Below are 18,678 nucleotides of genomic sequence, written 5' to 3'. Positions count from 1 at the left end.
TTAGAATAATTATTATAAAAAAATGTTAAATACATTGTGCTCATTATTAGGTTTGTACCTATTTTTAACAACTTATGACAGAAATTAAGAATTCCCTCATTCTAATAATCATTGTGTTAACGGCGTTTTCCGCTTATTCTCAAGACTTTAACATTAATGGTGAAGTGCAAGATGTTAATGCACAACCTATTCCATTTGCAAACGTGGTTTTGCTTGACGCCGAAAAGAAGATTATACAAGGTACTATTACAGAAGACAATGGGTCTTTTGTGATTTCTTCTATCAAAGCATCTGAGCAGTATTATATTAAAGTAAGTTTTGTAGGGTATGAAGATGCTACAACTGAGGTGTTTTCCCTTTCGGCAAATAAAACGATTCCTCCAGTTGTTTTACAAGCTAGCCAAGAAAGCCTTGATGAAATTACCATTACGGCCAAGACACCCACTGTTTCTCGTAAAGCAGATAGACTTGTTTTTAATGTGGAAAATAGTATTCTCTCTACAGGAAGTACATTAGATATCTTAAGACGTACTCCAGCTGTGGTGATCACTCAAGGAGGGATAAATGTTAGAAATCAGCCAGTGGCTGTATATCTCAATGATAGAAAAGTACAACTTAGTGTTGAAGAGATACGAAGTTTGCTAGAGAGTCTAGATGGAAATAATATTAAGTCTGTAGAGGTAATTACAAATCCTCCAGCCAAATATGATGCAGAAGGAGGAGCTATTTTAAATATTAATACATCTAAGGCTGTTGCTGCGGGTTATAAAGGAAATGTAAGTGCTACAGGTACGTATGCAATTTACCCTAAGCATACTTTTGGTACCAGCCATTTTTTTAAAAATGACAAAGTGAGTCTGTTTTTTAATTACAGTTACAACCCTCTTAAAGCTACAAAGCAGAGTGATAACTCAATTAATTATTTAAATCAAGGAGTTAGTACGATATGGGATCAAGATTTTGAGCGCAAGACATGGTCTAAGGCACACAATGCAAATCTTGTAGTCGATTATGAGGTGAATAAAAAATCACAGCTAAGCTTGTCTGTAATAGGTTTATTCTCTCCAGATGTTTTTGAATTTACAAGAGCTACTACAGATGTGTTATCTACATCACAAGATCCATTTTTTATAAGAACACAGAGTTCTATAGATAGCGATCGTAATAATATTGCTTTTGATTTAAAACATACCTATGCTTTAGAGAAAGGGGAGCTCAGTACTAGTGCGCATTTTACTAGTTTTAATCGCAGTAAACTACAGCGACTGGGGTCTACTTATACAGATCAAAGTAATGATGTGCTCAGTAACGTAAGATTTGCAACTGATGCCACTCAGGATATTGAAATTTTTACAGGGCAAGTAGATTATAATACGAGTTTTGGCAAGGTCCTTTTTGAGTCAGGAGCCAAAGTGGCTATTATAGACTCTCAATCTAAAATTGATTTTTTTGATCTAAACAATGTAGAAAATACCGGACTTGAGCAGGCTCAAAATGATAACTTCTTGTATGATGAAAATGTATACGCTGCATACATTTCGTTTAATAGAGATTGGGAAAAGTGGTCTATTAAAGGCGGTTTAAGAGCTGAGCAAACAAATAGCGTAGGTAACTCAATTGTTTTAAACACAAAGACTGAGCTAGATTACTTAGAACTATTTCCTAGTGCTTATGTGCAATATAGCCCTTTTGAAAATCACAGCTTTGCAATAGATTATTCTCGCAGGTTGGAAAGGCCACGTTACCAAGACCTTAATCCTTTTGCATATTTCATAAATGAGAATAACTTTATAATAGGAAATTCTGGGCTTCAACCATCCTTTAGCCATCAATTCAATGTGAATTATTCATTAAAAGATGAATACTTTTTTGATGTTTATTATAGAGATAATGGAGAGAACATCGTAACGGTAGCTACGCAAGACAACGAGAATCAAGTGCTGAGGTCAGACAGCCAGAATGCATTAGGTAGTAAGTCATGGGGACTAGACTTTAACCATGGGCGCTCTATAAGTAGCTGGCTTTATACTAGTGTATATCTGAGTGCTTTTCATGAAGAGGATTCATTCTTGATAAACAGATCTACAAACACTAGCTTTAAAAACGATGTAAACGGATTTTATGCTTACATAGGAAACTATCTTACATTAGATAAAGCAGAAACCTTAACGGGTTTTGTGACTTTTGAGTATTTGTCTAGCTTTATTGTAGGCTCGTATACGCAAGATGAAACTATTCAATTAGATTTAGGTCTTCGTAAATCGCTATGGAATAAGAGGGCTTCTTTGAGCTTAACGGTGGGTGATATTCTCAATCAAGCAAATGCAGTAGTGTCAGCGAAATATGAAGGGCTCGATAATCAATATTTTCCTGAATTGGAGACTCAGTTTCTTAGAGTTGGATTCAAATATAATTTTGGAAACTACAAATTGAAAGATAATAATCGTGATTTAGATAAGGCAGAGCGAGATAGAATCAATAATTAAGATAAGTATCCATCGCATATATTATAACAAAACCACTTCAGCGAAGTGGTTTTATTATTTGGTATTAAATCCGGTTTTCCAGTGCTTCTTGAGTTCTTCATTTTATTCGCTTAGAAAAAGAAAGTACCTTTGCGGTTGTTACGCTTTTGCGAAAGCGTATTTAAAACATAGACCTTTATAATAATATAGTGGTGAGATTTATTACCGCGCTTTTTAATACCGAATAATGGCAAAAATAGGAGATATAGATGTAGGGGATTTTCCGCTTTTACTTGCACCTATGGAAGATGTGAGTGATCCCCCTTTCAGAGCGTTATGTAAAGAGCAGGGAGCAGATGTGGTGTATACGGAGTTTATCTCTAGTGAGGGCTTGATAAGAGATGCTGCAAAGAGTGTCATGAAGCTTGATATTTATGAAAAAGAACGCCCTGTCGGGATTCAAATATTTGGTGCTGTCGAAGAGTCTATGTTGCGCAGTATAGAGATTGTAGAGGCGAGTGGCCCAGATATTATAGATATCAACTTTGGGTGTCCCGTAAAAAAGGTGGTTTCAAAAGGAGCAGGAGCGGGAATTTTAAAGGATATTGATTTAATGGTGAGTTTGACCAAGGCGATGGTAAATCATACCAAACTGCCAGTAACGGTAAAAACTCGTCTAGGGTGGGATCATGATAGTATAAAAATAGTGGAGGTTGCAGAGAGATTACAGGATGTAGGTTGTGCTGCCATATCTATTCACGGGCGTACAAGGGCTCAAATGTATAAAGGTGATGCAGACTGGGTTCCTATTGCAGAGGTGAAGAATAATCCTCGTATGCATATTCCAGTGTTTGGTAATGGTGATGTAAATACGCCAGAACGCGCTGTTGAGATGCGTGATAAATATGGACTGGATGGTGCTATGATAGGTCGTGCAAGTATAGGGTATCCTTGGTTTTTTAATGAAGTAAAGCATTTTATGGAGACGGGAACGCACAAGGCGCCTCCTACTATGAAAGAACGTATAGAAGCTGCTAGGCGTCACTTGCAAATGTCCATAGATTGGAAAGGTGAAGTACTTGGTGTTTTTGAAACCCGAAGACACTATACAAATTACTTTAGAGGGATTCCTCACTTTAAGGAATATCGTATGAAGCTTGTGACATCAGATCAAAGCGAAGATGTTTTTGCAGCACTTGATCTTATAGAAAAAGAATTTGGTGATTACCAATTCGTTTAAGAATCCTCTATAAGTTTTCTATTTATTCTAGTAGCGGCAAGTCTTGCTGCTAGAAAACCTAGTACTAATATTGTGGCGTATACAAGTACAATATTAACTACCTCAAATTTTACAGGATAAGGAAGCTCTGCAGTGATAGGTATAAAGCCAAATTGTTGCTGCAGGACTATAAGGATTGCACCTAGTAAAATACCAATAGCGCCTCCTATCACAATCATAAGTGCTCCTTGAGTAAATATTATCTTTCTAATAGTGGGTAATGTCGCTCCTAAGTCACTGAGTGTCTTGATGTGCTTACGTTTATCTACAATAATCATAATTAGACTTCCTACGAAGCTAAATAGAGCGATAATAAGTACGAGCGTACATATAAAGTATAAAGCCAGATTCTCTGTATTAAGCATTTTATAAAGAGCATCGTTAAGCTCTATTCTATTCTTAATAATGATATTATCATTAAAAATAGCACTTAACTCATCTCGCAGATTATCTTCATCTGCATTTGGATCTAGTTTAAACTCGATGGTGCTTATTTGATTTACTGGATAATTAAGAAGAGAGCCTACAAAATCAATATTACCAAAAACGTGATCGTTGTCAAGCGCATCTCCTGCTTGAAAGACACCGCTCACCATCGCTTTAGAAGAATTAAAGGCCTGCGTTGGGTCTGAAATTTGCCCTGTGCCTGGTTTTGGAGTCATGATAGTTACAAGACTCCCATAATCGCCTACATTTATTGATAATCGCTTGCGCACGAGAAGTCCCATAGAAACTTCAGGTTCTCCTGGACTAGGCCAGTAGCCTACAAAAATGGTGCTGTCCATTTGAGTGACATCTAGGTAGCGCTCATCTACCCCTTTTAAGAAAGCTAGTGAAGTCCTTCCATCATATTCTAGATATGCACGTTCTTCAATAATTTTAGAATAAGAAGCTACGCCTTTTAAGGAGTTTAGTTGCCGTTCTTGATCTGGAGATAGGGTGATGGTCTTTCCTGAAGCTGGAGCAATTTTTAAATCTGGATCTATAATAGAAGTTATAGATAAATTAAACTCCTTAAGTCCAGAAAACGCAGATAGTACGATAAACAACACAAGCGTTCCCAGTATAATGCTTACTACAGATACTAATGTGATGATATTTACGGCATTGGTGCCGCTTTTTGAAATGAGATATCTTTTTGCAATATAATAGGGAAATTGCATTTATATCTTTTTACGTCGGGCTAGTAGGCTACGGTCTTCTAGTGGGTTTTCCTCGCGCTTAAGAGATCGTTCGATACCGTCCAGATACTCTAGCGTATCATCTATATAAAATTGTAACTCAGGCATGCGACGTAGTTGGTGGCGTGTGCGTTGAGAGATATTGTGTCTTATAATAGGTTTTACTTGATTTACCTCTTTAAGTATATCGGCTGCTTTGTCGTTAGGGAAAACGCTTAGATATACTTTGGCAATAGAAAGATCTGTAGGAACTTTTACTTTAGTAACGGACACAATGATGCCTCCCTTACCACTGTCACGTAGTGCGTTCTGAAGAACTTCTGCAAGATCCTTCTGAAGAACTCCTGCTACTTTTTTCTGTCTGTTTGATTCCATAGACTGCAAAAATACGTTTTTTGAATTGTATTACTTTTGTGTAAACAAGTTATCATCGAACTTTACCAATAATAAATGTAGTAATTACGCTTTCGCGAAAGCTAAACTGGGCAACACATTATTATAACAACATAGTTGTGTGTTACAAATTGAAGAAGCTATGAAAAAAATAGAGCATATAGGGATTGCGGTTAAGGATCTCGAGGCGGGAAATGATTTATACGAAAAGTTGCTTGGTGTAGCTCATTATAAAATAGAAGAAGTAGCCTCAGAAGGAGTGCGTACTTCTTTCTTTCAATCTGGGCCTAATAAAATAGAATTATTAGAGGCAACCACAGAAGATGGACCTATTGCTAAATTTTTAGAAAAGAAAGGGGAGGGTATACATCACATAGCTTTTGCAGTGGATAATATCGTAGAAGAAATGGAGCGACTAAAAAAAGAAGGCTTTATTTTATTAAATGAAAAACCTAAGAAAGGAGCTGATAATAAGCTGGTTGCCTTTGTGCATCCTAAGACTGCAGGAGGTGTTTTGATAGAATTATGTCAAGAAATAGATAATTTGCAATAAAAACCTTTGGTTAGGTTAAGATTTGTTTTAAATTTGCAGCCGTTTTCAACCTCATCTGAGAAACATAGAAAACAACGGTCCCATAGCTCAGTTGGTTAGAGCATCTGACTCATAATCAGAGGGTCCTTGGTTCGAGCCCAAGTGGGACCACTTTTTTGTTAAGAATACAATATCCATAAACTTTATCGTTTTAGTAAAATATCAACTAGATAATCTGTCTGAGTTGATATTTTATTGTGTTCTAACTTTAAATTAAAATAACAAGTAATTTGTTTGTTATTCCGTTAAAATGCGTATTATTGGTGTCGAAATACACAAATATACCCAACCTAAACTTTTGTGGCTGATAAAGTTGCTTTACAGCCAAAGAGTATTACTTTTGAATTATTATGAGCCCCAATCTCAGAACTTTCATGTTAACTATGCTTCTCTTATTTGTAGGGGTGGCTAGCTATGCGCAAGATGGACCTCCGCCTCCAAGTACAAGGACTTCATCATTGCCAGGTCTTGTTGCGCCTATAGATGATCATATTATAGTGTTAGTAATTTTAGGTGTTCTTGCAGGTGCTTTTTATGCTTACAAGATTAATAGGGTGAGATCTAATAGCCCTGCGTAAGTCGTTTTACGTATTTTCCTATCACATCAAATTCTAAGTTTACCTCCGAGCCTACGATAAAGTGCTTGAAGACAGTGTTTTCGTATGTGTATGGAATAATCGCTACGCTAAAACCTCCTTCTGTAGAGTCTACCACCGTTAAGCTTGTTCCGTTTACAGTAATAGATCCCTTTTCTATAGTGACATTTCCAAGAGAGGTGTCATATTTAAACGTAAACCTCCAGCTTCCATCTTCTTCTTCAATGTTAGTACATGTTCCCACTTGGTCTACATGGCCCTGTACAATATGACCGTCAAGACGTGCGCCTAGTTGCATAGCTCGCTCTAGATTAACAGTGTCGTTAGTAGTGAGGCTGTTAAGATTAGTTTTGTCAAGTGTTTCTTGTATGGCGGTAACTTTGTAGGTGTCATCCTTTATGTCAACTACCGTGAGGCAAACACCGTTGTGGGCTACACTTTGGTCAATTTTAAGTTGGCTAGTGATGGCGCTTTTTACAGTGTAGTGTATATTTTCTTGGTCTTTTTCAATAGAAACTATGGTAGCAAGATCTTCGATAATACCTGTGAACATGAATGGATTTTATTTGGTTACTTTTGTGTTGTAAAAATACAAAACGCTAGAGGCATCACATGAATAAAGATCAAAAAGTACGTGTAGGGATTTCTATTGGAGATTTAAATGGAATAGGGGCAGAGGTTGTGATAAAGACATTTTCAGAGGTGATGATGTTTGATTTTTGTACTCCTATCATTTTTGCTTCGGCAAAGACGCTTTCTTATATCAAGAAGTCTTTGAAGTTGCAGGGGGAGTTTCATGGAATAGACGCTTTCGCGAAAGCGTTAGATAATAAAATAAATGTCTTTCATTTATGGAAGGAGCCTGTAGAGATTAAGTGGGGCGAGGCGACCGATACAGCAGGCGATTATGCTTTGAAATCTTTTATGGAAGCTACTAAGGCACTTAAAAACGGAGATATAGACGTGCTTGTTACTGCTCCTATTAATAAAGCTAATATTCAGAAAGAAGATTTTGCATTCCCAGGTCACACAGATTATCTAGCTCAAGAGTTAGAGGGAGATGCAATGATGCTTATGATTACAGATACGCTCAAGGTAGGCTTACTTACTGATCATGTAGCTGTAAAAGATGTTGCTAGTGAGATCACGCCAGAGGTGATTGTAAAGAAAGTAAATACATTATATAGTGCTTTAAAGCAGGATTTTGGAGTAGATAGGCCTAAAATTGCACTGCTAGGTATTAATCCTCATGTGGGTGATAATGGAGTGATAGGGGATGATGATGATAAAGTGTTGATACCTACACTTGAAAAAATGCGAGCAAGTGGTCAGTTAGTCTATGGGCCGTATGCAGCAGATAGTTTCTTTGGGTCAGGTAACTATAAAAATTTTGATGCTATTCTTGCTGCTTATCACGATCAGGGATTAATCCCGTTTAAGACCTTGTCTTTTGGTAAAGGGGTAAATTATACTGCGGGGTTAGATAAAATTCGTACTTCTCCAGATCATGGAACTGCTTACGAGATTGCTGGAAAATCTACGGCAGATGAAGGTTCTTTTAGAGAAGCTGTTTTTTCGGCGGTAAAAATTTTTAATAAAAGGAAGGAATATAAAGAGATTACAAAGGATGTTCTTAGAGTGTCTCCTAGACGTCCTGGTAGAGAGCGGTCAGGTAGGCCGCCTGCAAAGAGGTAAAGTGCTGAAAGATTTTTTTTGGGGTATTTGTATAGAATTAAAATAAAATTGAGCTTGTGCTTTGTGATATAAAAAATTATGTATCTTTGCACGCTCCAAATGGCTGATGTGATGAAAGGATTGAAACCATACACCATACAATACGTAGGTTTAAAAGAGGGAGAGCATACATTTGATTACACGATTACAAAATCGTTCTTTGATCTTTTTGAATATGATGACTTTAATGATGCAAACATTGAGGCTACTCTTCTCTTAACAAAGAAGACTACCTTAATGGAGTTTGATTTTAAGATATCAGGAACTATCAATGTAAATTGTGATGTTACAAATGAGCCTTATGATGAGCATGTAGAAGATGATTATACGCTCGTAGTAAAGTTTGGTCATGAGTTTAATGATGATATTGAGGATATTTTAATCTTGCCTTACGGTGAATATGAGGTAAATGTGGCTCAATATATTTATGAGCTCATCATTCTTGCCTTACCTAATAAAAGGGTTCACCCTGGTATTGCAGACGGAACATTACAGTCAGATATATTAGATAAGTTGGAAGAATTAAGTATTCCAGATCAAAAAGTAAAAGAAGAAAAAGAAGATACAGATCCTAGATGGGATTCTTTAAAAAAACTATTAACAGATAAATAAGAGTACGTAATGGCACATCCTAAGAGAAAAATCTCCAAAACAAGAAGAGATAAAAGAAGAACGCATTACAAAGCTGCTATACCACAAATAGCTGTAGATCCAACAACTGGAGAAGCACACCTTTACCATAGAGCACACTGGTTTGAAGGGAAGTTGTACTATAGAGGTCAAGTAGTTATTGATAAGACGGAAGAAGTAGAAGCGTAAGCTTTGCTTTTATAAAATAGAACTCTCACAACGTGAGAGTTTTTTTTATGCTCACAATTGATCAAAAAAAGTTAATTAAAGGCTGGTTTTGATCAATTTTTAGTATTTTTCCCCTCGTTTTTGACTATAATCGTCAATATTCGAAAAAAATCTAACTGAAACAAATGAGTAAAATCTCAGCGGCAATTACAGCTGTAGGCGCTTACGTTCCAGACTATGTCTTGACCAATGAAATACTGGCAGGTATGGTAGACACTAATGATGAGTGGATCACCTCTCGCACTGGTATTAAAGAACGTAGAATCCTCAAGGAAAAGGGAAAGGGAACATCGTTTCTAGCCGTGAAGGCAGCCCAAGATCTTCTTGCAAAAAGACAACTTGATCCTTCAGAAATTGATATGGTCATAGTTGCTACTGCAACACCAGATATGCCTGTTGCATCCACAGCAGTGTATACTGCAACTCAAATAGGAGCCGTAAATGCCTTTGCATTTGACCTTTCGGCGGCTTGCTCTAGTTTCCTTTATGGGATGTCTACAGCAGCGAGTTATATTGAGTCTGGTCGTTACAAAAAAGTACTTCTTATCGGGGCAGATAAAATGTCCTCTATTATAGACTATACAGATAGAACTACCTGTATCATCTTTGGTGATGGTGCTGGGGCTGTCTTGTTTGAGCCCAATGAAGAAGGGTTAGGATTACAAGATGAGTTATTGCGATCTGATGGAATAGGTAGAGAGTTCTTAAAGATTGAGGCTGGAGGAAGTATACTACCTACCTCACAAGAAACGGTCGATAATAAGCAACACACAGTTTTTCAAGATGGAAAGACTGTTTTTAAATTTGCAGTGTCTAATATGGCAGATGTAAGTGATAAAATAATGAAACGTAATAACCTTACTGGAGATGACGTAGATTATCTTATCGCGCATCAAGCAAATAAGCGTATCATAGACGCTACCTCAAGGCGAATGGGTCTTGATGATGACAAAGTACTTATAAACATACATAGGTATGGAAATACCACATCAGCTACCTTACCTTTGCTGATGAGTGATTACGAAAACCAACTAAAAAAAGGAGATAATATTGTATTTGCTGCCTTTGGCGGCGGATTCACTTGGGGTTCTATTTACTTCAAGTGGGCATATGACTCCAACTAAAACTAAACAAGCTAAATTCAAACACTTATGGATTTAAAAGAAATTCAAAACCTGATCAGATTTGTTGCAAAGTCTGGCGCGAGCGAAGTAAAACTTGAGATGGATGACGTAAAAATCACTATCAAGACTGGCGAAGATGATAAGGCACCTACTACTTTTGTACAGCAAATGCCTGCAATGCAGATGGCACCACAGGCGCCAGCTCCTGCAGCACCTGCTCCTGCTGCCGCAGCACCAGTTGCACCAGCAGCTCCAGCTGAAGACGAAAACTCAAAATATATCACTATAAAGTCTCCTATAATTGGAACTTTCTATAGAAAGCCTGCACCAGACAAGCCTATGTTTGTTGAGGTAGGAAAACAAATCTCAGAAGGAGATGTTCTTTGTGTTATTGAAGCGATGAAGCTTTTTAACGAGATCGAAAGTGAAGTATCTGGAACAATCGTAAAGATTCTTGTAGACGATTCTTCTCCTGTAGAGTTTGATCAACCATTATTCTTGGTAGATCCATCATAATCCCTTGCGGGTATTTTAATCATTGAGGAGGTATTGGGGTAGTACGCTTTCGCGAAAGCGTAATTTTACCACTCAACAGTACGTACCACAATAAAAAATAAACACTATGTTTAAAAAGATACTTATAGCAAATCGTGGTGAGATTGCACTTCGTGTAATACGCACATGTAAGGAGATGGGCATCAAAACTGTTGCTGTTTACTCTACTGCAGATCGTGAGAGTTTACACGTAAAATTTGCAGATGAAGCCGTTTGTATAGGCCCAGCACCTAGTAATGAGTCATACCTTAAAATGTCTAACGTAATTGCTGCTGCTGAGATTACAAATGCAGATGCAATTCACCCAGGATATGGTTTCTTATCTGAAAATGCTAAGTTTTCAAAAATATGTGAGGAGCATGATATCAAATTTATAGGAGCATCTGCAGAGATGATTTCTAAAATGGGAGACAAAGCTACAGCAAAAGAAACAATGAAAGCCGCAGGTGTACCTTGTGTACCTGGATCTGACGGGATTATTGCAGATTTTGAAGAGTGTAAGAAACTAGCTATTGAGACTGGTTACCCAGTAATGCTTAAAGCTACTGCCGGTGGTGGTGGTAAAGGTATGCGTGCCGTGTGGAAAGAAGAAGACCTTCTTAAAGCTTGGGAAGGAGCTCGTCAAGAAAGTGCTGCTGCATTTGGAAATGACGGGATGTATATGGAAAAGCTTATTGAAGAGCCACGCCATATCGAGATCCAGATTGTAGGAGATAGTAATGGTAAAGCATGCCACCTATCTGAAAGAGATTGTTCTGTACAAAGACGTCACCAAAAACTTACAGAGGAAACGCCGTCACCATTTATGACTGACGATCTGCGTGAGCGTATGGGAGATGCTGCTGTAAAAGCTGCCGAATTTATTAAGTATGAAGGAGCAGGTACGGTAGAGTTTCTAGTAGATAAGCATCGTAACTTCTACTTTATGGAGATGAATACTCGTATCCAAGTAGAGCACCCTATTACAGAGCAAGTGGTAGATTACGATTTGATCCGTGAGCAAATACTTGTTGCTGCAGGTGTACCAGTTTCTGGTAAGAATTACTACCCACAACTGCACTCAATAGAATGTCGTATTAACGCAGAAGATCCATATAATGACTTTAGACCGTCACCTGGACGTATTACAAACTTACATGCACCAGGCGGTCATGGAGTTCGTATAGATACGCACGTTTATAGTGGTTATATGATTCCTCCTAATTATGACTCAATGATTGCAAAGTTGATTACTACTGCGCAAACAAGAGAAGAGGCAATTAATAAAATGAAACGTGCTCTTGATGAGTTTGTGATAGAAGGAATTAAAACTACAATACCTTTCCACAGGCAATTAATGGATCACCCAGATTATATAGAAGGTAATTATACCACGAAGTTTATGGAAGACTTTGTAATGAAGCCAGCAGAACAAGAATAGTTTTTTAAAAAAATCTCGATAGTATTATCGAGATTTTTTTTGATTTAAAGTGTAGCCTTTGATCACCTTAATCCAGCACGCAACATTTTCTTTATAATTACTATCTGCCCAAAATGGTAATGTGAGTGTTCTAGTAAACCTAGCAGATTATGCTCATAGCTCCCATATTTTTTTAATACAAATTCTTCCTTTAATTTTTCTTGAGGAAAACTTTTTACTAGTTGAGCACAGCGATGTATTGCCGTATAAAGCTTTTCTTTTTGTGGCTGCCAGGCTGCTTCAGTAGTGATTATGGGAGCATCAAAACTTAAAGAATCCTTAGCAAGAAGTGGTTTGCCCTCTAGCACGTCTCCTACTGCACTTATATAATAGTTTATATGAAATACTAGTTGTGCTATGCTATTGACCCCATAGAGGCTTATGTTTGCCTCTTTGATGGAAACATCATCCAAGTGTTGTGACAGGTGAGATCCGGTCAGATTAGGCCCCGCAATGAACTGCTGTAAGTGTTTGCTTAGTAAATGTGAAGTAGTCATCTGTGTAGCTTTCTGACAAGATATTGTTTATTACGCTTTCGCGAAAGCGTACCTACCAGAAGAAGACTTTATTAATCCCCACAATATTAAGTGTGTTAGTCTAAAAGCTTGAACATTTTTTTAAAGAGTGCTTTGTGAAAAACTATACGCTACCCTTCTTTTTGTATGTTCTTCCATACCATAGTAATATTCCAGTTATAGGTAAAGTGGCTGTAAGTAAACTTATTAAAAATGCTATTATTTTACCTGCGATACCGCCTATGGCTCCTATATGTATGTCATAATTCATTCTCTGAATTTTATCTGCAACACTAGCATTTTTATACGTTCCATAAATACTTGGAGTAGTTAACTCTTCTAGAGTATGTTGATCAAAAAATCTAAAATCTGCATCATAATAGAGCCCCTTACTGTTGGATACTTCCACATATATACTTTCATCTGAAGATTGAGGGTAGTGGAGCTCAAAGGCTTCTGCTTCGGGATTTTCCTTAAGTAATTTGACTATGAGGTAGTCTATAGGTAAGGGTCCTTTAGTGTGTTGGCCACTACTTATGTTTTCTGGAATAATAAACTGAACCTCCTTATCACCACCCGTCGATTTATACACTACATATTTGAGCCAATTGTACGACATCATAGATCCTGTAAAAGCTATAATTAATGCTAAGGAGCAAATGTAAAAACCTACGACTGTGTGCAAATCAAAGTTTTTGCGCTTCCACCTCGTTGTTTTTTTCCAGTCAAACCGTATGCGTTGTTTAATATTTTTACGCTTTTTAGGAAGCCATAAGATAAATCCCGAAATAATTATGGCAATAAATAGTAGTATGGATGCCCCAACCACTTGCTCTCCTATATCTTTAGGTAACCATAGGCGCATATGTCCTTTGAGTATAAAAGCAAAGAAACCTGTAAGGTGATTGTCTACTTGAATAACCTCACCAGAATAAGGGTTGAGAAAGACGCTTTGATAGAATTCTGGTTCGGCATCATAAAATATTACTTCTACAGCGTTACCAGCTTTTTTAAATACGGTTCCGTGCACTGTGTTTTCTGGAAATACTTCTTGTGCAAGCGTCTTTGCCTCGGTAGGAGTAATAATAGGAGTATCTTGGGGTGTGACCGTTTTATAATCATCATAAAGCTGCTCAATCTCCTCTCTAAAAGCCCAGCAGCACCCTGTAATAGCAACTATAAAAACAACTATACCTGTAGCTAGACCAAGTATTTTATGAATTTGAAATATGATTTTTTTGTTAGTCATTATCAGAAATTTAAAAAAGAGGACATGACCAGGTGGTCATATCCTCTTTAGTGGGCTAATTAAAAATTATATGAAATGTTTGCCATTACTGCTCTTGGCGTTTGTGGGTTGATGGTTGTCCAGCCTTTATAATATTCTTTATTAAAAGCATTATTAACCTTTAGACCTATCCTATATTTATCTGCTTGGTAGAAAATTGAGGCATTTGCAATGATATAACTTGGAAGTGTAAACGTTCCCGTTGATGCATAGTTTATTGCAAGTCGCTCACTAGCTCCATTAAATCCTAGGCCTATACCAAAGCCATCAAAACTTCCTTCATGAAATTCATAATTTGTCCAGAAGTTATAAAGTGTTTCGGGTCCAGCTTCTAGTGGTCTACGGTTGAGAATTTCGGCGTTATCAGAGGCTGTGGTTTCACTATCATTATTACTGTACCCGGCTCTTATATTTAATCCTTTTAGCGGATTTGCATTTATTTCAATTTCAAAACCACTACTTGTAACTTCTCCGCCTTGAATTTTATTGAATGGCGAGGACGGATCAGTAATCACGCGGTCTTTTACCGTAATATCATAGTAGCTTAGGGTAGCGTTAAGCTTATTATTAAAAAGGTTTGTTTTTAAACCAAACTCGACTTGATTAGCTTGTTCTGGATCAAAAGTTTGTAGAGTTTGCGGTCCATCTTCTGGATTTCCTACGAGTTGTGGAGCTACGTTTGTAAAACCATTCTGGTAGTTCCCAAATACGGAAAGAACATCTTTTATAGGTTGATATAATAGGCCGAACTTAGGCGAGAGTGTAGTTTGGTTATAATCATCATCTGCATTTGCTAGATCACCTTCATTATCAAAATGGTCTAATCGTAATCCCACCATCGCAGATAGCGATTCCGTTAGGTTGAGTACATCAGATGCGTATAGACTGTAGATGTGGTATTTTGATTTGATGTTACTTACACCTTGAGTTGCAATTGCCGCATCTACTGCAGATGTTGATAACGGAAACGGTGTGTCTTCAACATCTGCCGTAAATGGATTGTCATTATTAATTCCGCCATCTGGAGTTACATTACCATAAAAAGCATAACCTGAGCTATTGTTAGTTTCTGTTGCATTGAAGTAATCAATACCTATTACCACTCTGTTTCTAAGAGATGCTACTTTAAAATCACCTACAAAATTCTGTTGTATATCTGTAGTCTGGGTGTTAGCATTTTGTTTATTGATAAATCGAGAGAATGTATCATTACCAAGAATGCCAAAGTCAAATAAGTACGAGTAATATCCCTTTGTAGATGTAGCGCTTCTAGATAACAAGGTTTGTGATTGCCATGATTCAGATAACTTATAGTCCATCTCAACCCTATAATTTTGTGTAGGGTTTTCTAGAGTAAGCTCGTTACTTGTAAATGATAATTTGTTATTGTATTCTAATTCATCAAGATTAGATGCTTGGGTAGGGGCGCTTCTATTTAAGAATAGAAATGTTGGGTTTGTTTGTTCTGCTTGAGTAATTTCTCCATAAAAAGAAAACGACAGTTTATTATTTACTTTATATGATAGAGAAGGGGCAACAAAAAATGATTTTCTAAAACCTGCATCTTGAAAGCTTTGTTCAGTAGTATATGCTGTATTTAGTCTAAAGTATAGATTGTCATCCTTACTTAGAGGAGTATTAAAATCACCTACGATCTGATTGAGTCCGTAGCTTCCAGAAGTAAAAGATAATTCTCCACCAGTCCCTGCGTATGGTTTTTTAGTAACTACATTTATAAGGCCTCCATAGGAACTTACTGCATTGCCAAAAAGTGTAGCAGAGGGACCTTTTAAGACTTCTATGCGCTCTATGTTTGCAGGGTTTATAGTTCCATTTGTAAGACCCGGTAATCCATTAACTAACTGTGGTTGCACAGAAAAACCTCGTAAGGAAAAATACCCTGCACCATCACCACCACGTCCTGTAGAAGTCCATAACTGTTCGACACCTGTAGCATTTTTAAGGGCATCGTCAAAGTTTGTGATTACTTGAGATTTTAATAATTCATTTGTGATAGTACTATAGACTTGCGTGTTTTCAATGTCCTTTAGAGGTAGTTTGGAAACGTAAGCAGTTTTCTTTCTTGAAAATTTATTGCGTCGTTCTCCTTCTAAAATCACTTCAGAAAGGATTTCGTTTCCTTCATACACCGTGATTGTGTCCAAGGTAGTACGTAGATTATTTGCTACTGTTACTGTAAATTCTTTTGTTTTAAAACCTAGATATGAGATTGTAAGAACATGAGTTCCATCACTCACATTTTTAATAATAAATGTTCCATCATTTCCTGTTTGTGCCCCTTGTTTTGATGTGTTGAGGGTAGCATTAACACCGTATAGATGAGATTGATTTGCATCTACAACAGTGGCGGTGATTGAGCCTTGTTGAGCAATAGCCATATTTGTAAGCAATATGAGGCTTAAGATTGGTAAAAATTGTTTCATTGTTTTTATTTAGACTTAATATAAATAGTAAATTTGATGCAAACATATTCATGTCTTTTTAAATTACCAAATTATTTATAATAATTCTAAATAGTATTTTTAGCGTCGATTTGTAATCGATGCTTTATCGAGTAGTTATAAAAGTTTATTTGCAATGATTTGAGTCCAGAATTGTGGAGGGAAGGTGATAATTAACCTCTAGAATATGAAGTTGACGGCATCAGGAATTTGCGTTACAAAATTGCCCGCCACTATTAAGAGTAGGCGGTGATCAAAAAATATTCCCTCATGAATTATTTTGTCACAAGCTTAAAGCGAAAATGTTATAGTGTGCGTAAGATTTTTTCCATAGAACGACCTCTGGCTAGTTCATCAACTAGTTTGTCAAGGTATCTAACTTGTCGAGTAAGATCGTTCTCTATTTCTTCAATACGATAACCGCAAATAACTCCTTTGATAAGCTGAGCATTAGGATGAAGTGATGCATTTTTAAAAAATGTAGTAAACGTTGTTTTTGTGTTTATATGCTCGTCAAGCTCAGATTTGCTATATCCCGTTAACCACATAATTACCTTATGCAACTCTTCTTTAGTCCTACCTTTTTTCTCCACTTTAGCAACATAGTGAGGATACACAGATGAAAACGTCATGATTGCTATACGGTTATTATGTGCAGGTGTAGTTTTCATAATTTGCCGGAGATTTGAAAAAAATATTAAAACAGATTTGAAAATTTACATTACTGATACAACATATACCGTGGCGGTACTAAGCCATTAAGTCTTAATGCAACTAGCATTTGTGCCCTGTGATGGGTTATGTGATCTGTGAGGATAAGTAACACTTGGCGCTTTGTGCGTTGCAGATTGCCGTAGGCTACTGTGTCATTTAATTGGGTTGTATCAAGCTCTTGGATTAATTTGACGGTGTGTTCAAAAGTCTTGTTTACAGCAGCGATCATTTCCTCCTTAGTTTTGGAAGCAACTTTAAGTTCGTTGTCTGTCTCCCAATTTCTTGCTGGACGACCATTTAAAAGTGATTCGCTATGCCAATCCATTGCCCATGCAATGTGCATTAAGTTTTCTTCAAAACTGCTAGATTCAGGCGTCACTCTGTAGTCGTAGTTCTTACTAGGCATTACTTCTGCAACGAGATTGAGATATTTTTGGGATTTTTCTAAACGCTGTATATAGTCATTTATGAAATTAGTTTCTTGAGCATATAACAAGGTGTCGCTGGCACTAAAACATAAAATGATTGATAAGATAAAAAGTTGTCTCATAGTATTCACTATTTTCTACAATATAACCACCAATTCATATCCCTAGTGACCTCAAATCCTAATCTTTTATATAATGGGATTGCAAGGTTTCCTTTATTGGTATGTAAAATGGCTGTTTTGTTTTCTTTTAAAATCTCTTGAGCGTTGTAAGCAATGAGCTGACTAGCTAGTTTTTGCTTGGTGTAATCTGGATGGGTAACTACTGAGCTTATTTCTACAAACAGATTGGTTTGCATGCGTTGTCCAGCGATGGCAACTAGTTTATCGTTTTTAATAATTCCATAGAAATTGCCCATTTCAAAGCTTCGTTTTTGATAGAAGCCAGGCATTACTAACCATATGAGCTCATAAACCTCATCAATATAAGACTCATCCAATAAGATAATCTCTTCTGTGATTGCAACGCCACTTAACTCTTTCAAGACCATCTGGCAACCATCAATTTTTCTATTTAGAACAATCTTTGTGTCATCTATTTGGGGCGTTTGGTTTTCTGAAACAAAGAAGAAATCTTTTCTGGTCTTTATATATTCCCTAGAAGCGCTTGCAGTCTTCGGCTCATCAAAGAAAGCCCCAAACGTACATACCGTAGGATTATAAAACAGAACACCATCAAAAGTAACTGCAAACTTTTTATGTGTTTCACATAAAGAATACCAGACAGGATTTTCTAGTTGCTGAGGTAGGGTTGTCATTATTTTAAATGAGACTATATTATTTTATTATTGATCAATAGTGATTTTGATAGATGGTTACAGCTGAAAATAAAACGATTTTCAAAGATTTTATATCTTTTAAAGATAACATATCAAGCTTTACCTTGAATGAGAATTAGGTTTGATTTTAGGAACTACGTCTACTGTTCATGTTCGTTTAGCTTTGCTAGAAACCAAAAAAAACCACCACAGTTTCC

At 36.8% G+C, this 18,678-nt stretch carries 19 protein-coding genes and 1 tRNA gene; 11 read left to right on the top strand and 9 right to left on the bottom strand.

The annotated features are described in order from the left end of the window. Positions 1 to 74 precede the first annotated feature (74 nt). Both D017_RS02910 and dusB read left to right on the top strand, forming a co-directional pair. Positions 75 to 2,486, top strand: coding sequence for an outer membrane beta-barrel family protein (locus tag D017_RS02910; RefSeq protein WP_051583785.1), 2,412 nt, complete (start codon positions 75 to 77; stop codon positions 2,484 to 2,486). 226 nt (positions 2,487 to 2,712) lie between these two features. Next, the gene (gene dusB / locus D017_RS02905; RefSeq protein ID WP_035334565.1) at positions 2,713 to 3,705 is read left to right on the top strand and encodes a tRNA dihydrouridine synthase DusB; all 993 of its coding nucleotides are present in this window, start codon (positions 2,713 to 2,715) and stop codon (positions 3,703 to 3,705) included. Here the strand turns inward: dusB and D017_RS02900 are convergent. Both D017_RS02900 and rbfA read right to left on the bottom strand, forming a co-directional pair. After that, complete coding sequence (locus D017_RS02900; RefSeq protein WP_035334564.1) at positions 3,702 to 4,907, bottom strand: FtsX-like permease family protein; 1,206 nt, start codon at positions 4,905 to 4,907, stop codon at positions 3,702 to 3,704. The genes dusB and D017_RS02900 overlap by 4 nt on opposite strands. Beyond that, positions 4,908 to 5,300: a 30S ribosome-binding factor RbfA gene (rbfA, locus tag D017_RS02895; protein WP_035334563.1), complete on the bottom strand. Its 393-nt coding sequence runs from the start codon at positions 5,298 to 5,300 to the stop codon at positions 4,908 to 4,910. Between the two features lie 160 nt (positions 5,301 to 5,460). Here rbfA and mce point away from each other — a divergent pair, with 160 nt between their 5' ends. From mce to D017_RS02880, 3 genes are all read left to right on the top strand, one after another. Further along, on the top strand, positions 5,461 to 5,871 hold the full coding sequence (gene mce, locus D017_RS02890; RefSeq protein WP_035337898.1) for a methylmalonyl-CoA epimerase: 411 nt from the start codon (positions 5,461 to 5,463) through the stop codon (positions 5,869 to 5,871). Positions 5,872 to 5,947: 76 nt separating this feature from the next. Further along, a tRNA-Ile gene (locus tag D017_RS02885) sits at positions 5,948 to 6,021 on the top strand. 272 nt (positions 6,022 to 6,293) lie between these two features. Beyond that, positions 6,294 to 6,488, top strand: a complete 195-nt coding sequence (locus tag D017_RS02880) for a hypothetical protein (RefSeq protein WP_225969328.1) — start codon at positions 6,294 to 6,296, stop codon at positions 6,486 to 6,488. Here D017_RS02880 and D017_RS02875 read toward each other — a convergent pair. Beyond that, entirely contained in the window at positions 6,472 to 7,059 is a 588-nt protein-coding gene (locus tag D017_RS02875) for a riboflavin synthase (protein WP_035334561.1), read from the bottom strand. The two genes, D017_RS02880 and D017_RS02875, sit on opposite strands and share 17 nt — an antisense overlap. A 59-nt stretch (positions 7,060 to 7,118) precedes the next feature. Here D017_RS02875 and pdxA point away from each other — a divergent pair, with 59 nt between their 5' ends. The 6 genes from pdxA (at position 7,119) to accC (ending at position 12,197) form a co-directional block, all read left to right on the top strand. Then, the gene (pdxA, locus tag D017_RS02870; protein WP_035334560.1) at positions 7,119 to 8,201 is read left to right on the top strand and encodes a 4-hydroxythreonine-4-phosphate dehydrogenase PdxA; all 1,083 of its coding nucleotides are present in this window, start codon (positions 7,119 to 7,121) and stop codon (positions 8,199 to 8,201) included. Positions 8,202 to 8,312: 111 nt separating this feature from the next. Beyond that, positions 8,313 to 8,852: a DUF177 domain-containing protein gene (locus tag D017_RS02865; RefSeq protein ID WP_035337895.1), complete on the top strand. Its 540-nt coding sequence runs from the start codon at positions 8,313 to 8,315 to the stop codon at positions 8,850 to 8,852. A 9-nt stretch (positions 8,853 to 8,861) separates the two neighbouring features. Further along, positions 8,862 to 9,059: a 50S ribosomal protein L32 gene (gene rpmF, locus D017_RS02860; protein WP_013750156.1), complete on the top strand. Its 198-nt coding sequence runs from the start codon at positions 8,862 to 8,864 to the stop codon at positions 9,057 to 9,059. Positions 9,060 to 9,223: 164 nt separating this feature from the next. After that, a complete protein-coding gene (locus D017_RS02855; protein WP_035334559.1) occupies positions 9,224 to 10,222 on the top strand; it encodes a beta-ketoacyl-ACP synthase III in 999 nt (332 codons plus the stop codon). A gap of 27 nt (positions 10,223 to 10,249) precedes the next feature. Continuing rightward, the gene (accB, locus tag D017_RS02850) at positions 10,250 to 10,738 is read left to right on the top strand and encodes an acetyl-CoA carboxylase biotin carboxyl carrier protein (RefSeq protein ID WP_035334558.1); all 489 of its coding nucleotides are present in this window, start codon (positions 10,250 to 10,252) and stop codon (positions 10,736 to 10,738) included. A 106-nt stretch (positions 10,739 to 10,844) separates the two neighbouring features. After that, positions 10,845 to 12,197 carry an acetyl-CoA carboxylase biotin carboxylase subunit gene (gene accC / locus D017_RS02845; protein ID WP_035334557.1) on the top strand — a complete coding sequence of 451 codons (1,353 nt, stop codon included), beginning with the start codon at positions 10,845 to 10,847 and terminating at the stop codon, positions 12,195 to 12,197. 62 nt (positions 12,198 to 12,259) lie between these two features. Here the strand turns inward: accC and D017_RS02840 are convergent, their stop codons facing one another. The 6 genes from D017_RS02840 to D017_RS02815 form a co-directional block, all read right to left on the bottom strand. Further along, positions 12,260 to 12,733, bottom strand: coding sequence for a DinB family protein (locus tag D017_RS02840; RefSeq protein ID WP_035334556.1), 474 nt, complete (start codon positions 12,731 to 12,733; stop codon positions 12,260 to 12,262). 142 nt (positions 12,734 to 12,875) lie between these two features. Further along, entirely contained in the window at positions 12,876 to 14,000 is a 1,125-nt protein-coding gene (locus D017_RS02835) for a PepSY-associated TM helix domain-containing protein (RefSeq protein WP_035334555.1), read from the bottom strand. A gap of 59 nt (positions 14,001 to 14,059) precedes the next feature. Continuing rightward, on the bottom strand, positions 14,060 to 16,483 hold the full coding sequence (locus D017_RS02830; RefSeq protein ID WP_035334554.1) for a TonB-dependent receptor: 2,424 nt from the start codon (positions 16,481 to 16,483) through the stop codon (positions 14,060 to 14,062). 323 nt (positions 16,484 to 16,806) lie between these two features. Continuing rightward, positions 16,807 to 17,172, bottom strand: coding sequence for a DUF2200 domain-containing protein (locus tag D017_RS02825; protein ID WP_035334553.1), 366 nt, complete (start codon positions 17,170 to 17,172; stop codon positions 16,807 to 16,809). Between the two features lie 50 nt (positions 17,173 to 17,222). Beyond that, positions 17,223 to 17,765 carry a DinB family protein gene (locus tag D017_RS02820; protein WP_035334552.1) on the bottom strand — a complete coding sequence of 181 codons (543 nt, stop codon included), beginning with the start codon at positions 17,763 to 17,765 and terminating at the stop codon, positions 17,223 to 17,225. 8 nt (positions 17,766 to 17,773) lie between these two features. Continuing rightward, positions 17,774 to 18,460, bottom strand: a complete 687-nt coding sequence (locus D017_RS02815; RefSeq protein WP_035334551.1) for a GNAT family N-acetyltransferase — start codon at positions 18,458 to 18,460, stop codon at positions 17,774 to 17,776. Positions 18,461 to 18,678: the final 218 nt, after the last annotated feature.

The sequence above is a fragment of the Dokdonia sp. PRO95 genome (assembly GCF_000355805.1).
Lineage (GTDB): Bacteria > Bacteroidota > Bacteroidia > Flavobacteriales > Flavobacteriaceae > Dokdonia.
The sequence above is the reverse complement of the archived record's forward strand: the minus strand, read 5'-3'. Positions and strand labels throughout refer to the sequence as shown.

Excerpts from the sequence above, each read along its gene's own strand:
- D017_RS02820 (WP_035334552.1), bottom strand. The coding sequence starts at position 17,765 with ATGAGACAACTTTTTATCTTATCAATCATTTTATGTTTTAGTGCCAGC.
- rbfA (WP_035334563.1), bottom strand. The coding sequence starts at position 5,300 with ATGGAATCAAACAGACAGAAAAAAGTAGCAGGAGTTCTTCAGAAGGAT.
- D017_RS02865 (WP_035337895.1), top strand. The coding sequence starts at position 8,313 with ATGAAAGGATTGAAACCATACACCATACAATACGTAGGTTTAAAAGAG.
- pdxA (WP_035334560.1), top strand. The coding sequence starts at position 7,119 with ATGAATAAAGATCAAAAAGTACGTGTAGGGATTTCTATTGGAGATTTA.
- D017_RS02835 (WP_035334555.1), bottom strand. The coding sequence starts at position 14,000 with ATGACTAACAAAAAAATCATATTTCAAATTCATAAAATACTTGGTCTA.
- accC (WP_035334557.1), top strand. The coding sequence starts at position 10,845 with ATGTTTAAAAAGATACTTATAGCAAATCGTGGTGAGATTGCACTTCGT.
- D017_RS02880 (WP_225969328.1), top strand. The coding sequence starts at position 6,294 with ATGCTTCTCTTATTTGTAGGGGTGGCTAGCTATGCGCAAGATGGACCT.
- D017_RS02910 (WP_051583785.1), top strand. The coding sequence starts at position 75 with ATGACAGAAATTAAGAATTCCCTCATTCTAATAATCATTGTGTTAACG.
- D017_RS02875 (WP_035334561.1), bottom strand. The coding sequence starts at position 7,059 with ATGTTCACAGGTATTATCGAAGATCTTGCTACCATAGTTTCTATTGAA.
- D017_RS02830 (WP_035334554.1), bottom strand. The coding sequence starts at position 16,483 with ATGAAACAATTTTTACCAATCTTAAGCCTCATATTGCTTACAAATATG.
- accB (WP_035334558.1), top strand. The coding sequence starts at position 10,250 with ATGGATTTAAAAGAAATTCAAAACCTGATCAGATTTGTTGCAAAGTCT.
- D017_RS02825 (WP_035334553.1), bottom strand. The coding sequence starts at position 17,172 with ATGAAAACTACACCTGCACATAATAACCGTATAGCAATCATGACGTTT.
- D017_RS02855 (WP_035334559.1), top strand. The coding sequence starts at position 9,224 with ATGAGTAAAATCTCAGCGGCAATTACAGCTGTAGGCGCTTACGTTCCA.
- D017_RS02840 (WP_035334556.1), bottom strand. The coding sequence starts at position 12,733 with ATGACTACTTCACATTTACTAAGCAAACACTTACAGCAGTTCATTGCG.
- D017_RS02900 (WP_035334564.1), bottom strand. The coding sequence starts at position 4,907 with ATGCAATTTCCCTATTATATTGCAAAAAGATATCTCATTTCAAAAAGC.
- D017_RS02815 (WP_035334551.1), bottom strand. The coding sequence starts at position 18,460 with ATGACAACCCTACCTCAGCAACTAGAAAATCCTGTCTGGTATTCTTTA.
- dusB (WP_035334565.1), top strand. The coding sequence starts at position 2,713 with ATGGCAAAAATAGGAGATATAGATGTAGGGGATTTTCCGCTTTTACTT.
- rpmF (WP_013750156.1), top strand. The coding sequence starts at position 8,862 with ATGGCACATCCTAAGAGAAAAATCTCCAAAACAAGAAGAGATAAAAGA.
- mce (WP_035337898.1), top strand. The coding sequence starts at position 5,461 with ATGAAAAAAATAGAGCATATAGGGATTGCGGTTAAGGATCTCGAGGCG.